Annotated in this window: 15 protein-coding genes; all 15 read right to left on the bottom strand. The window is 59.5% G+C overall.

The genetic code is table 11. From position 1 onward, the window contains the following. Nucleotides 1-6: 6 nt before the first annotated feature. Nucleotides 7-3,117: a phage tail tape measure protein gene (locus tag BT204_RS28090; RefSeq protein WP_239695911.1), complete on the bottom strand. Its 3,111-nt coding sequence runs from the start codon at nucleotides 3,115-3,117 to the stop codon at nucleotides 7-9. A gap of 150 nt (nucleotides 3,118-3,267) precedes the next feature. Beyond that, nucleotides 3,268-3,576, bottom strand: coding sequence for a phage tail assembly protein (locus BT204_RS08980; protein ID WP_072446502.1), 309 nt, complete (start codon nucleotides 3,574-3,576; stop codon nucleotides 3,268-3,270). Nucleotides 3,577-3,588: 12 nt separating this feature from the next. Continuing rightward, the gene (locus BT204_RS08975) at nucleotides 3,589-4,092 is read right to left on the bottom strand and encodes a phage major tail tube protein (RefSeq protein WP_072446500.1); all 504 of its coding nucleotides are present in this window, start codon (nucleotides 4,090-4,092) and stop codon (nucleotides 3,589-3,591) included. 12 nt (nucleotides 4,093-4,104) lie between these two features. Then, nucleotides 4,105-5,277, bottom strand: coding sequence for a phage tail sheath subtilisin-like domain-containing protein (locus BT204_RS08970; protein ID WP_072446498.1), 1,173 nt, complete (start codon nucleotides 5,275-5,277; stop codon nucleotides 4,105-4,107). 93 nt (nucleotides 5,278-5,370) lie between these two features. Beyond that, on the bottom strand, nucleotides 5,371-5,748 hold the full coding sequence (locus tag BT204_RS08965) for a phage tail assembly chaperone (RefSeq protein WP_072446487.1): 378 nt from the start codon (nucleotides 5,746-5,748) through the stop codon (nucleotides 5,371-5,373). 8 nt (nucleotides 5,749-5,756) lie between these two features. Further along, on the bottom strand, nucleotides 5,757-7,646 hold the full coding sequence (locus BT204_RS08960) for a phage tail protein (protein WP_072446485.1): 1,890 nt from the start codon (nucleotides 7,644-7,646) through the stop codon (nucleotides 5,757-5,759). Further along, nucleotides 7,643-8,332: a phage tail protein I gene (locus BT204_RS08955; RefSeq protein ID WP_072446483.1), complete on the bottom strand. Its 690-nt coding sequence runs from the start codon at nucleotides 8,330-8,332 to the stop codon at nucleotides 7,643-7,645. Before BT204_RS08955 ends, BT204_RS08960 begins: the two co-directional genes overlap by 4 nt. Then, nucleotides 8,329-9,216: a baseplate assembly protein gene (locus BT204_RS08950; RefSeq protein WP_072446481.1), complete on the bottom strand. Its 888-nt coding sequence runs from the start codon at nucleotides 9,214-9,216 to the stop codon at nucleotides 8,329-8,331. The genes BT204_RS08955 and BT204_RS08950 overlap by 4 nt, the downstream gene beginning before the upstream one ends. After that, the gene (locus BT204_RS08945) at nucleotides 9,213-9,539 is read right to left on the bottom strand and encodes a GPW/gp25 family protein (protein WP_072446479.1); all 327 of its coding nucleotides are present in this window, start codon (nucleotides 9,537-9,539) and stop codon (nucleotides 9,213-9,215) included. Before BT204_RS08945 ends, BT204_RS08950 begins: the two co-directional genes overlap by 4 nt. A gap of 5 nt (nucleotides 9,540-9,544) precedes the next feature. Further along, entirely contained in the window at nucleotides 9,545-9,787 is a 243-nt protein-coding gene (locus tag BT204_RS08940) for a hypothetical protein (protein ID WP_083544059.1), read from the bottom strand. Between the two features lie 56 nt (nucleotides 9,788-9,843). Further along, on the bottom strand, nucleotides 9,844-10,407 hold the full coding sequence (locus tag BT204_RS08935) for a phage baseplate assembly protein V (RefSeq protein ID WP_072446477.1): 564 nt from the start codon (nucleotides 10,405-10,407) through the stop codon (nucleotides 9,844-9,846). Further along, entirely contained in the window at nucleotides 10,404-10,934 is a 531-nt protein-coding gene (locus BT204_RS08930; RefSeq protein ID WP_072446475.1) for a hypothetical protein, read from the bottom strand. The genes BT204_RS08935 and BT204_RS08930 overlap by 4 nt, the downstream gene beginning before the upstream one ends. Next, the gene (locus BT204_RS08925; RefSeq protein ID WP_072446473.1) at nucleotides 10,927-11,583 is read right to left on the bottom strand and encodes a phage tail protein; all 657 of its coding nucleotides are present in this window, start codon (nucleotides 11,581-11,583) and stop codon (nucleotides 10,927-10,929) included. The genes BT204_RS08930 and BT204_RS08925 overlap by 8 nt, the downstream gene beginning before the upstream one ends. Then, nucleotides 11,580-11,900: a head-tail joining protein gene (locus BT204_RS08920; RefSeq protein WP_072446471.1), complete on the bottom strand. Its 321-nt coding sequence runs from the start codon at nucleotides 11,898-11,900 to the stop codon at nucleotides 11,580-11,582. Before BT204_RS08920 ends, BT204_RS08925 begins: the two co-directional genes overlap by 4 nt. A 2-nt stretch (nucleotides 11,901-11,902) precedes the next feature. Further along, a complete protein-coding gene (locus BT204_RS08915; protein WP_056845396.1) occupies nucleotides 11,903-12,898 on the bottom strand; it encodes a major capsid protein in 996 nt (331 codons plus the stop codon). Nucleotides 12,899-12,900: the final 2 nt, after the last annotated feature.

The following is a 12,900-nucleotide window of genomic DNA, read 5'->3' as shown; positions in this document are numbered from 1 at the left end:
CTCTCCTTATGTATGAGCATCGTCGTAAAGATTGCGCCTGGCTTCCTGCTGCGCGGCGTCACTGAGTGCGCGCTGCATCAAAGGCAGCAACTGCTGAACAAACTGCTGCGGATCCTTGGCATCTCCCTCGACCGTGACCGGCATGCTCAGCGAGTAGCTGAACTTCTGGTCGACCCGTGCCGGGTCTGGCTTGGGTGCAGCAGGCGTTTGAATAACCAGGTTCGCAGGTTTGGTAGCAGCAGGCGCCGCCAACGAGCGAGTCACGTCACCCAGCGCGGGTCCCATTGGCAGCATCATTGGAGCTGCTGGCTTCGGTGCTGACGCCGCGATTAGAGGCTGTCGACGGGTTTGAGAGTCGACAATACGGTTTACCGGCGCAGAAGCCGCCTGGATCAACGGCCTGGCAACAGGCGACACCGGAGCGACAGCCGTTCCAATATCTGGCACAGCAGGTGCAGCAGGTGCAGCAGGTGCAGCCTCGACCACTATGGCAGCGGGTTGCCGGGCAAAGCTGTTGGCCATAGTCGCCAGACTGGGTACAGCAGGGCCAGGTCGCGGTGCCAACAGCATCGGTGTAATCGGAGCGGCGGGCTCTTTGGGTTTGTCACTGCCAAACATCGACAATCCTGCCCAGCCGCCCAGTTGCTGCCCTCCCATACTGCCTAGGTAAGCACCCACCATGCCGCCGATGGCTGTGCCTATGATCGGCACCACCGAACCAATAGCTGCACCAGCAGCGGCGCCCGCCATAGTCCCAGCGAGGGTTCCAGCGGCTTCACCATAGCCTTGCGCCTTTTCGTCCTGAGTTTCAGCGGTAAGGTAGGTGTTTAGCACCATGCTGCCCGCCTCAACCAGGGAAGCGCCTGGAACTGCTTTGACCGCCTTACCAACCTTACCGACGCCTCCGGCGACCGAGGTCAACATCTGTCTGCCGGGACTCGGTACTACAGGAGGACGAGGCACTGGAACAGGCGGCCTTGACGCCGGCAACGGAACGGTAACCGGCGGTGGCAACGGCCTAACAACCGGGCTGCGCGGCGGAACCGAAGATCGCGGTGCTGCTGGAGACGCCTGCACCGGTCCAGCTGGACGAGGTGGCCGTGGCGGGGCCGCTGGTCTTCGACGCGACGGTCGAGAAGTAGGCGGGTTTCTGTTACGCCGCCGTCCCGGACGTCTATCACCCATACCGCCCATGGATGCCATGTTGACGACGAATACACGTCGAACCCAGCCATCACCACCACCGGCAGATTCAGCTCCGCCCTCTGCCCCCACAGCATCCTGAATCATCGATACGACATCCAAACCCGTAGCGACTGGATCGAACCCACCGGCCTTCGGATCAGCCCCCTCCTCCAAGCTCTCCTTACCTCGGACAGCGGCGACGGCTTTCAGTCCTTTCTCAACCACCGACAACGCGGTACCGGCCTTACCCTTGATGCCCCCCTCACCGCCTCCTGCCTCCGCATTGGTGACAAAAACCTTCTGCACGCCACCCGTTTTTCCACCCAGACCACCACGGGCTAGGTTGAGCAGCCCCTTGCCGATCTTGAATGTCTGAAACGCCGCCACCGCTGCGCCAATCGCCCCAATAGCCACTGTCGTCCCGCTGACGATTTTCGGGAACTCATTGGCAAGGCCCGCCATGCTGTTACCAACCTTGGTCAGACCATCGGCCGCCAAATCGGTGAGAGGCCGCAAAGCATCACCTAGACTTGTCATCGTCGCTTCCATGCTCGATGTCGCCGCGCTCCACTTGGAGTTGGACGTTTCGCGAGCCTTGGCGGCATCGGCCTCGATCTTGGCCTTACCATCGGTCTCCTTGATGGTGGTCATGTTGTCTTTGATCGTATTGCCGTACTTGATCTGGGCGAGCAAGCCGTCACTGGCACTCTGGTCACTGACGATGTTCGCCAAGCCAGCCGCCTGAATCAGCGCGACCATCGCCTGCTCTTCCTCGGCGCTGCCATCCTTGGACGCCTTAATTTTGGCTTTGAGCGCCGCGACCTTCTTGGCCGTGGCTGGATCCTGTTTTTGGATCAGCTGCTCGCTGAGCATGATGAAGGCTTCGACGGGGTTGGACGCCTTGCCGCTTTTGGTAGCCGCCAAGATCGAGCCCGCCAGGTCATAACCCTGCTTCGCGAACCGCTCCTGGCTGGTGCTGCTGATCACCGCGTTGAGCAGGTTATTCATGTTGGTCGCGGCCGCTGCCGCGTCCTGGGTTTGCGAGAACTGCGACTGCAAACTCGCACCGAGGAAACGCACGGCCTCCGGTCCTTCCATGCCCAAACGTTTAATCGTGCCGAGCAGAGCCGGCATGTACTTGGCCATGTCCTTGGGACCGAAGGCGCCAATGTCACCAGCAGCCGCCACCTGGCCGAGCATAGCGCCCATGTCTTCCTTCTTGACCCCGGCCTCCTTGAAGGCGCTGAACAAGGTGGCGATGGTTTCCGCTTCCATGCCTTGCCCGTCGACCAGGTCAGCAATCAGCGGTGCATAGTCCACCGACTCCTCCCAGTCGATACCCTTCTCGATCAAGCCACCGACCGCCCTGGCCAAAGCCTGCTGGCCCATGCCCTTTTTCGCAGCCACTTCACTGATTTTGTCGGCCATCTGCTGTTCGGCGTCCGTGCCGGCGGTGTGTGCCCACAACGCCATTTGCCGAATTTGCGTCTGATAGTTGGCCGAAACCTTGGTGGGAATAGCGATTAGCGCAGTCGCGGCCGCCGCCCTGCCCAGCGTGCCAGTAAGCCCCTCTTTGCCCTCCTTGATTTGAGAGTACCCGGTGGCTTTCAGATCAGCCTTACGGGCGACTTGCTCCATGGTCTGGTAAGCCTTGGCGAGATTGCGTACCTCGACACCCTGCTTCTTCAGGGTGCTGAGGTTGGATTCCAATTTGCGCAGCAACGTGCTGGCACCAGCGGCGCCGCTGTCGTTGGCCTTCTTCCATTCTTCCCGCAGACGGATAGTGTCGCCAATCGTGCGCTGCAGGACCCGAGCCTTGGTGCCTTGGGCTTCGAGCTGCTTGATTCGTCCCTGAACATCCTTGAACGCGGTGCCAACCGTAGAGCTGACGGCGCCGCCAATCACCAGGCCGAGCGCGAGTTTGTTTGCCATGTCGTGGCTCCCTGTAGCGAGTGATTACGGCGGGTGGCTCAATCCGAGAGCCACCAGACCATCTCGGCAAACGGCATGGCCTGGATCTCGGCGGCGGAAAATCCGGTTTCCGCCGCCAAGCGCTTGGCCGCCAGTTTCAGCAGCGCGGGGTTAAACCCCGTCGTCCTGCACCAGGCGAAAATAACCGGCCTGCAGGCGGTGGTAGTCCACCAGCTTCAGGCCCTCCAGATCCTGCTGACCGGCTTCGCAAAGACCGGCGAACAGCATCAGTTCGCGCTGCTCTTCGTCGTCGCCCGAGGCACGATCTGCGGCACGCACTTCGCGCACCGTAGGTGAGCGAATGGTCAAGGTATCGACCTTGACGCCATTGACGTCGGAAGGCCGGGACAGGGTGATTGTTGCGTGTTCGGCGGTCAGCTTCAGCCAGGTGGGAAGCTTTTTCAGTTCAGGGGTAGCCATTCGATTAATTCCTTAGAGGCCCAGGTCGCTGCGCATTGAGGCGAGTTGATCCACACCGTCGATCACGCGGATCGCGGCAACCATGTCGATTTCGTAAATGAGGCGGCCAGCGATTTCTAGCTTGTAATAGCTGACCGCAATCGAGTATTTGAACTCGGCCTTGTCACCGGGCTTCCAGTCGCCCGGATCCAGTTCCTTGAGCATGCCGCGCAAGGTCGCCACCACAGCTGTGGTCTGCCCTTTCTGCCCCTTGAAGGATCCGCGATACACGCCGTTGAAGGCGGTTTGATCTGCCAGTCCGAAGAACTTCATGGATTCGCGGCGCACGCCGTTGGTGGTGAAGGTGGCTTCCATCTTCTCCAGGCCGACATCCATCTCGATGGGGCCAGCCATGCCGCCGCCACGGTATTCGTCGGTCTTAACTGCCAATTTGGGCAAGCCCAGACTGGGCACGTCGCCGGTAAAGTTGATGCCGTCGACGAACAGGTTGGTGTTGTAAAGCACTTGAGGAATCATTGAGCGGCCTCCTTAGGCAGCGGTTTCCAGGACTTCGGTGAGCCACTGATTGGTGACCTCGACCCGGAAAATCGGGTTCTCGGCAGGCGGCACGTCGGTGAAGCGAATGTTCCAGTACACCTTGCCCTGCTCCAGCTGGCTGACGGTGTTCAGCTCGGTGTCGGCGAACACCTCGAAGTTGATCACCGCGCCTTGGTTTTTCAGGTCCTGCATGAACGCCTGCAGGCCGTCGGTCACGTCCTTGATGTAGGTCTTGGTGATGCCACGGTCGACCGCCCACTTGTGCCCGGCGAGGATCGCGTCCATGACGATATCGACGGTGCGAACACGGGTGACAAACGCCCACTTGGGGTCTGACGACAGCGTGCGGTTGCCCCACAAGCGGTAGCCGCCGTCACGGATGATCGTGGTGATATTGGCGTTGTTGAGCAGGTTGGCCCGGCAGGTTTCGTCGCCATCCAGAAACTCGACTGGGCGCGAGGTGCCGGTAATGCCAACGAACTCCTTGTTCGACGGCGATGACCAGAAGCCGTACTCCGCATCCGTCCAGGCGAACAAACCAGCGGCGAAGGCCGAGGCCGGCGCGTTGACGGTTTTGCTCTGCAGCGTGTCCCACAGCTGCACCCCCGGATCGACCAGGAAACAGCGCTTGCTGCCGAACTCCTGGGCGTAGGCCATGGCGGCTTCATCAGTGGTGTTCGGCCCGTCGAGGAGCGCCATGGCCCGCAGCTTGCCGGCCAACGCGTCCAGCGCAGTAGCAACCGCCTGGGTCGAGGTGTGACCCGGGGCAATCAGCAGCCGCGGCTGTGCGTTGAAGCGGCTTTTGCCGTCCAGCAACGCCTGCATGCCGGTACGCTGCCCCGACGCCAGGACACCGCCGATAATTGAGGAGGTCTGCTGGGCAGGGTCTTCAACTTTGGCGACACCGCAACCGATAACCACGGCTTTCGCACGGACGAAAATAGCCTTGCATGCACGCGTGATCGCTGAGTCTTCCCCCCAAGCGGCTACCGCTTCTCGCTCGCTGGTGATCAGCGTCAGCTCGTTGGGTTTTGCGGACGCCGTGGGTAACACAGTAAATGTGTCGCACAGCCCGATAATGGACGACGACGGCAGCGCAATGGTCCGTGCCCCGGTATCCACCAGGGTGACGGTAACGCCGTGAAAACGACCGGAAGAGGCCATAGTGCGAGTTCTCCAGAAATGACAAAGCCCCGCATGTGCGAGGCTTTAGAGGGTTAAACAGTGGGTACAAAAACGCCCCGACGATGCGGGGCGTTATTGAGTCTGCAGTGCGATCCAGTCTGGCTTTTTAGGCCGATGCCTTACTGTCGGAAATTTTGGGGATTGAGGCCAATCACGTAGCGCCTGCACGTAATCCAGCAGCTCCCCCGACTGTTCGACCGTTAGCGTGGTTGGGCGAGCAGAATCGACCTCATCACGGTGGCGCTCGCGTAGCCACTTGACGCCTTCTATCTCAGCGTCACGCCACACTCTTTCGGCGATAGCGGGATCAAGTAGAAATGCCGGTTCAGGCGCTCCGCCAGACTCCAACCACTCTTCATAATCAACCCAAAACCGATGCCCACGCGGAACAGTTGCTCCGTCGGATAGCTGAATAACGGTATCGGGATTATCGGTGAGCCGGTAACTCATTAAGCCTCCTAAAGCTCGGCATCGGCCGTGGCATGAATGTAATAGGTTTGGGGAGTGATGCCGACATCACTGTTATCAACTGACGCTTGACGCGTGCCAACAATCAAGGCGCGTGCATTTGCACTTGAGATGCTATTGCTACCCGAGCGCCATTGCCCGTCAGGCCCATCACCCATCGGTCTGTAAAGCCTGATACTGGGAGTGGTACGTTTTTCCACCCTGAATACCCAATGTCCAACCGGCTGGCTACCTGGGCCATTTTGACCGGCATATACAATTGAGATTAACGAGCCAGAAACATCGACACCATTTTTCGGAGCGATATTTTGGGAGAAGGTCTTTTCGTAGTACCGCTGGCACAACATTAGCTCTTCAGCCAACGGCCTCAATTCAAAGTCAGTGGCAACAAACCCTGCTTCAAGCTGGACAGAAGCGATATCCAGCGTATACGTTCCCTTGCCCAAACTTCCAAACACCAGCTCAAGGTAGTCGCCCTCCGAGCCCCGTTTTTTGCCGGTTATGGGCGGCACGTCTAACGTGACGACATGCTTCTTGAACGCTGTCGTAAGGGTCACCTCTGTACCAGCAGCTGGACCACCATCGGATCCACCCAGACCAAATGCCTGGCGCAAAAGCACCCCGCATTTATGACTTATGGACGAACGCAGATAGAAAGAGACCGTGACGGTTTTACCTGCGAAGGTTTCTACGCCCTCTATGCGCTGACTGAGGTTTACACCGTCACTACTACCTGAGCGCGAGACCCTTAAGGCGTAACGCCCTTCGTTGAATCCCGCACCTGGTTCAAAGGCGATTCTTTCCCAGGTTGCGGCTGAATTTGCTGGCATGTAAACAACCCAACGATCAGGGCCATAGACTGCCTGGGGTGAACCCGACAGGTCGCCAACCAAGCCTGTCGTTCCGCGCTGCCAGATATCGAAGTTGCCATTGATCAATCGATTCTTGCGGTATACGTGCGCTGGAAAACTCTGGTTGGAGCTTTCAATCTGCCGACGAACTGACTCTGTATTTGCCAGCCGCTTAGAACGATCATCGATGGGAGCAGTAGGCGCGTTCTGCCCTGCTGTCCATTGAAATGTCAGGGACGATGAGCCCAGTACGATTGGCGCGTCAGTAACAAGCTGCCAAATAGTGTCAGCATTCACTGCACCCCGCTCTACCGTCACCAGCAGCCCTGGCGAGACCTTTTCGCTATTGTCGGCATCAACTGTGCGTATCCAACTATCAGCGCTCACCAGGTACAGGCCATTATCCTTCGCCTGATCCTGATCTTTAACCAGCACACGGGATCCCGCTGGCACTGCCAGGCCATCAATCTCCTGAATGCCAGCCAGCACCATCGGGGTGGTTGTTGCAACCAGGACCGACTGCTTGGTATCCAGCCGGTTGACCGCGCTCGCTACCGAGTCGTCGACATACTTCCGTGTTGCCAGAACCACTGCCGGGTCAATGGTCAGCACAATGTTATTTGAGCTGCTGACCACAAAGTTCATACGCAGAGTTTGCGTGCGACCTGATCCTTGAGACAGCTTAGGTTTGAAGCTTGGCGCGCAGTTGGCGACTGCCACCAGATCGCCGTCCGAATCAAACAACCCCAGCTCCCGAACCCAGAAGCCGCCCTCATCAGCGGGAATAACCTGCTCAGCAACCAAGATGGCCGAGTTGGCAGGATCGGGGGCCAAGGAGTTCAAGGGAGCCCGGCGGCGTTCGTTGATCAACACTTTCTGCAAGCGGTCTGGCAGTGGGTCGGTGCCGTTGGCATCGCCCACCGCCATGTGGGTGATTTTCCAGGTCAGCAAACCGGCATCGGCCTTTACCTGCTTGGCCTCCCCGACCGCAGTCAGGATGGCGTAGAACTTTGAATTGGCATCAATCATGGGTATACGTCCAAAAAGTCTATGGAATGTTCGCGGGCAGACACCCCGATCACACAGTCAACCGAGATAACACCCGGTGACGGCGGGTAAATATCCAGCGCGTCAATGGAGTGCTCACGCCCTCCGCCACCGATAACGCCAGTGACTTCAATGTCCTGCAGCACGGGCGGATAGACGTCGATCTCATCGCCGTCGTATGCACTGGCGAAGATGTTTATGCCCCCAGTGGTTTCCAGACTGATCGCCAGGCCAGTCATGTGCCGACTGACTGGCTTAGCGTCGTCAATCAACCAGGTCAGTTCCTGATACATCTCTTCGGTGATACCGGTTTCCAGCACACCCACCTTCAACGCGAAGGTACCCGGCACACCCTTGGGCGTTGTCTGCCACCATTCCAGCACTTCGATCAGATAGCCGAGCGGCTCAACCACCCGGCGTAACGCGCCGATGGTGCCCTTGTGGGCATGCACGTAGAACGCCGAGCGGATGGCCGAGCGCTTGACAGCTTCCGACCACTTGTTGTCCCAGCGGTCGACCGACCAAGCCCAGGCCAATTGATGCAGCAAATGCGCCGGGCAGGTATCGGGGTTATACAGTTTGCGCAACGGAACATCGGTGACTTCGTCGGTGGCCGCTTCAATGGCCCGCTCCAGCTGAGTGCTGTTAATCGGTAGCAGGCTTTTCATGGCGTGCCTCCCTGCTTGACGGTAAAGCCAACGCAGTAAGCCGCCTGGTACTTGGTAGGCTTGATGTCCTGCCAATCGAGCAGGTCCACACGGCCAACACCGCTGATGTGCAACTGCGCATCAATGGCTGAACGTGGCACTTCAACGCCCAGCCGCCGTCGAGGATTGACCCAACCCGCCAAGCGTTGCTCAGCCGCTGCCAGGATCGCCTCGTTTTCAGAGCCGGTTCCGGCCATGTGCAGCACCGCGTCAATGCGGTATTCAATGACCTCAGCGCTTTGCACGGTGAGGCGATCCCCAACAGGCCGAATGTCGTCATCACTGAGGTATCTCATGACCACATCCAGCAGCGGCTGCTCGGCCACGCCATTGCCCTGCAGGTGCAGCACCGTGACCACCACCTCCGCAGGAGACGGGCTTTCAGCCGTGGCATCGGCCACCAGCGCCGACGCGTTGCGGGCATGCAGGATGTAGCTGTTACGCGGGCCGGCCGTTGTCAGCCCTTCGTACACCAGCTGCACCCGCTCGCGCAGGGCATCGTTGGATTCCATCACCCGGGGTGTCGGGGGGACGGTGTTGAGGTTTTCTTCCTGAATCACCAGGCGTTTCAGACGGACGTTGCCAGCGAGTTGATCGAGATCCCCATCAATGGCGTAAGCCAATAGCAGCGCCTTGGCCCCATCGTTCACCCGTGCCCGGTTCTGAATGCGGCGGTACACACCCAGCTCCAACAGTTTGACCACCGGATCGCTTTCCAACTCGGCGGTCCAGTTATCGCCCATGTACAAACGAAACGCGGCCAGCTCCTCAGCGTAGGCTTGCTCAAAGTCGAGTTCCTCCAGCACAGGTGGCGCCGGTAGCGCTGATAAATCCACGGTACTCATGCGGCGACCCTCACTAGCGCGTTTTCGCCCTTGAACAGGCCCTTGAGTTCAAACTCGATTCGGCCGTCCAAGACAGCCACCACCCGCACCTGGCTGATGCTCAGTCGAGGTTCCCACCGTCCCAGCGCCCGTGCCACCTCAGCCTGGACAGCGCTTTTCCAACCTTCGGTGACTGGCAGGTCGACGAAGCGGCGCAACTGGCTGCCATATTCGGGCCGTTGCCGGCGGCTACCCACAGGGGTGGTCAGGATGTCTTCAATGCACTGACGCAGATGCTCAATGCCGGAGATGGGCTGCCCAGTGTGGCGATCCATTCCGATCATTTGGGCTACTCCGGCACGGGTTCGAGGTCAGGGTGACGTTGGAGGAACCGGTATTGATCCGGAGTGGTGGCTATCACCAGCCCCTTGGCGACTGCGATGCTTTGGCCTTCAGGCGATATCAGGGTTCGCGAAGTAAACACCTTGTCGCGAAAGGTCCGAGGCAGATCGGGGGATTTCGGTGGCGGCTCTGCCTTCGCCGCCAATGGCTGGACCACAGGCGGCTGCTCGTCCGGCTTTGGCTTGTTCATAAGGGCACTCCAGAAAAGAAAACGCCCGCACAAAGCGGGCCGAAATAAACGATGAATCAGTGTTTGTGGTTCGCGGTATTGCCGCCCGCGTCAATGATCTTGCCGGCGCCGTTGATATCACCCGACACTGTCAGTGGCCCGGTGATCGTCACATTTCCGGTGAGTCCGATATCCCCGGCCACCACCGTGACGGCGCTTTCAGTGACGGTGGCTACGGTGTCGCCGACCTTGATGGTGACGGTCCCGGAAGGCAGCGTGATGCTGTAGCTACTGGCCTGCCAGTTGTAGACCAGCGAGCCGCCATCGTCAAAGCGCCACACCTCGACGTGATCGCGATTGTCCGGCGGCGGGCCTGCATCCCCGTACAAGCCTGGGATAAACGTGCCCATCGCCGGGTTGCCGCTGGGACTGAACAACTTGCCCTGCTCGCCCAGGCTGGGCACTCGCCAGTGGCGCGCCTTACCGGCGGCTACGCTGTGCCAACGTACCCACGCACTGGTCCACTCCCCCGCCCTGACACGTACAACAGGCGGTGATGCGGTGGTATCGACGGCGGCCACCACGCAATCCATCAACATGGCGGCGATCATGCGGTCGCTCTCGCCGCTGGTGTAACTCATTCCAAGCGCTCCGGCGCGACGTACTGATCTCGGCTGCCCGGGCCGATGTCCGGGCTGACACCGATCAGCAGCGTGCCCGGGGGCTCATCCGGCCAAGGCCATTCTTCGGTACCGAGATAAATCGTCTGATTCCACTCCACAAGCCAGACGGTGTAGCCATCCAGCTCAGGGCGGGTCCAGTCCTGTACCGCTTGGATAAACTCAGCACATTCGACTTCCAGGCCCCAGTTCTGCGCCCGCAACAACACGATCAGTTGGGTTGCTAGCTGCACGACCTGGCGGTGATGATCGGGCCTAATCGGGTCAACAATGATCCGCGCTTCGAACTTGCAGACCAGGGTGGTTTCACCCGTTCCGAGATCAGTACCTGGCTCGATCTCAGACATCTCCAGGAACACGGCCGGCAAGGCAATGTGATCCTGAATGTTCGGCCAGGCCGCAACGCTTTGAACACCCAGCAGGTGTTGCTGCAGGTGCTGCTCAATAGCTTGATAAAGTTGGTCGAGGCTCAACGTTTCGTCAGACACGCAGCGTCCCCTTTAAATACTTCTGCAGTTCAAAGTTGAGTTCCTGCGTGAGGATCTCCAGCAGGCGTTCGTCGGCACGTTTTACCCAGGCATCGAAGTGCGGTCGCACTTGTTCCAACGACACCTTGGCTTTAGCCAGGGGGAAACGGTTGTCGTTTTCCTCGACAAAGCCTGAGCGTCTGCCACCCTGAGCGGCATCCGGGTAATCGGTGGTATTGAAGTGTTTGCTGGACGTGCGAATCCAGATATCCGCGTTACTGCCGTAGACCTTCTTGAAGAAAGCCCCCTTGTAACGCCTACCGGCAACCGAAACACCGGCGCCGGTTTGCCGTGCCCGACCAGTGCGGCTAGCTTCAATGGCATTGATGCCGAACCACAACTTGCCGCGCATATCGCCGCCGGTCACCGGATACGCCCGAAGACGTTGCCGGACAGCGCCGATGGCGATCCGCTCCTGCTTGCCGACAGCCCGTGCAATGTGGGTGCGCAGCCAACGGATTGTCTTGTTGATTGCACGCCGCTGGGCCGCCGCCGCTGCCTTCGGCACCAGCTCGCCGAACTCTTTCAGAGCCTGAACATGAACCGCCGACGGTTGGATAGTGATCATCCCACCGTCGCGCCTCTGCTGGGGATAGCTGCCGATACTCATGGTCGCTTCCTCAAAATCAAGGCCACCAGGCCATTACCGTTAGGCTCAAGCTGCAGCAGGTCATAGTCACCGCCGCCATCCAACGCCGGCAGATCAACACTGACCCGTAAGCCCTTCACCAATCCGTCCGAATCCTTGACGCGGATCTCGAAGCGTGGCTCCCGCAAGCCGGTATTGAGCTTGCCGAACTGGGGCTGTTTCCAAGGCGCCGAAAACATCCCCAGTATCGGTTCAGCGCGACCTTCGATCATGGCGCTCTCGCCCAGGGTTTCAAAGACCACGTCGTCGATGTCGTCGATCAGATCGCGGAAGGCCACAATCACATCTCCAGCAGGATCTGCGCCCGAGGCCGCGTGCACAGGTGCAGCGGGTTGGACTGGGCTTCACCGGCCACGCCCTTGCCAAACTGCATCGGCTCGATCTTGCTGTAGTACGGGATGCCCTGGGTGTTGACCGTTTCCATGTAGTCGGCCGGCGCGAAGGACGAGATATACAGATCCGGCACACCCTCTGGGATCAGCAGAGCCTTGTCGTCGTGGACGAACGCAACACCGGCCACCTTGCCGCGATAACGCTCCCAGACGATCCCGCCGAACTCGAAGGCTTCACGGGCATCGCCACGCAGGGACGCGGCCTGCATGGTGTTGAGGTAGGTTTCCTTTACCGACTTATGCACGATGAGCTTGTTCCAGAAGTTCTTGCCACACATCGCGCGGGAGCCGCTACTGGTGACGCTGCCAAGGGCTTCCTCCTGCATGTCCAACGCTTCGCCGCATTTGACCCGCAGCTCGGTGTCTGGACTGTTCAAGCCCATCTGAAGCTTCTGACGATTCACGCCAAAGGATTTATAAATGTCCAACAGGACCGTCTTGCCATCGGCGTCCAGCACCTGGCCGTTCAACGCGCCCATGCGCTGGAATTCGTGGGTGGCATCCAGCTGTCGTCGGGCCTTCGCCAGCCGCTTGTTGACCACATCCTGCACGGCCTGCAATTCGCTGCGGGTACCGAAGGCGCGAATGCCCTGGATCTCGTCAGCCTTGATGGTGAAGCGCTCTGGCAGGTGCACCGTGTTGAATGGGATCAACGTGCGCTTGGTCCCGCCAACCACCAGGCCCGAGGTGCCGCGTTCGCCCGATGGCACCAGGGCCAGGGTGTCGCCGTCTTTCTCGATCTGCACGGTCAACGTGCTGATGCCCTCTTCGCGGAAAAGGCCAAGGCTGCTGATGCGGCCCGGCAAGTATTCCTGTTCATTGATTGCAGCGGTCAGCGAGGAGACGCTAAACGCATCGTCTTCAAAAATGGCGATATCGGCCATGG

Source organism: Pseudomonas sp. NFPP02, from assembly GCF_900119355.1.
GTDB classification, from domain to species: Bacteria; Pseudomonadota; Gammaproteobacteria; order Pseudomonadales; family Pseudomonadaceae; genus Aquipseudomonas; species Aquipseudomonas paracarnis.
The sequence above is the reverse complement of the archived record's forward strand: the minus strand, read 5'-3'. Positions and strand labels throughout refer to the sequence as shown.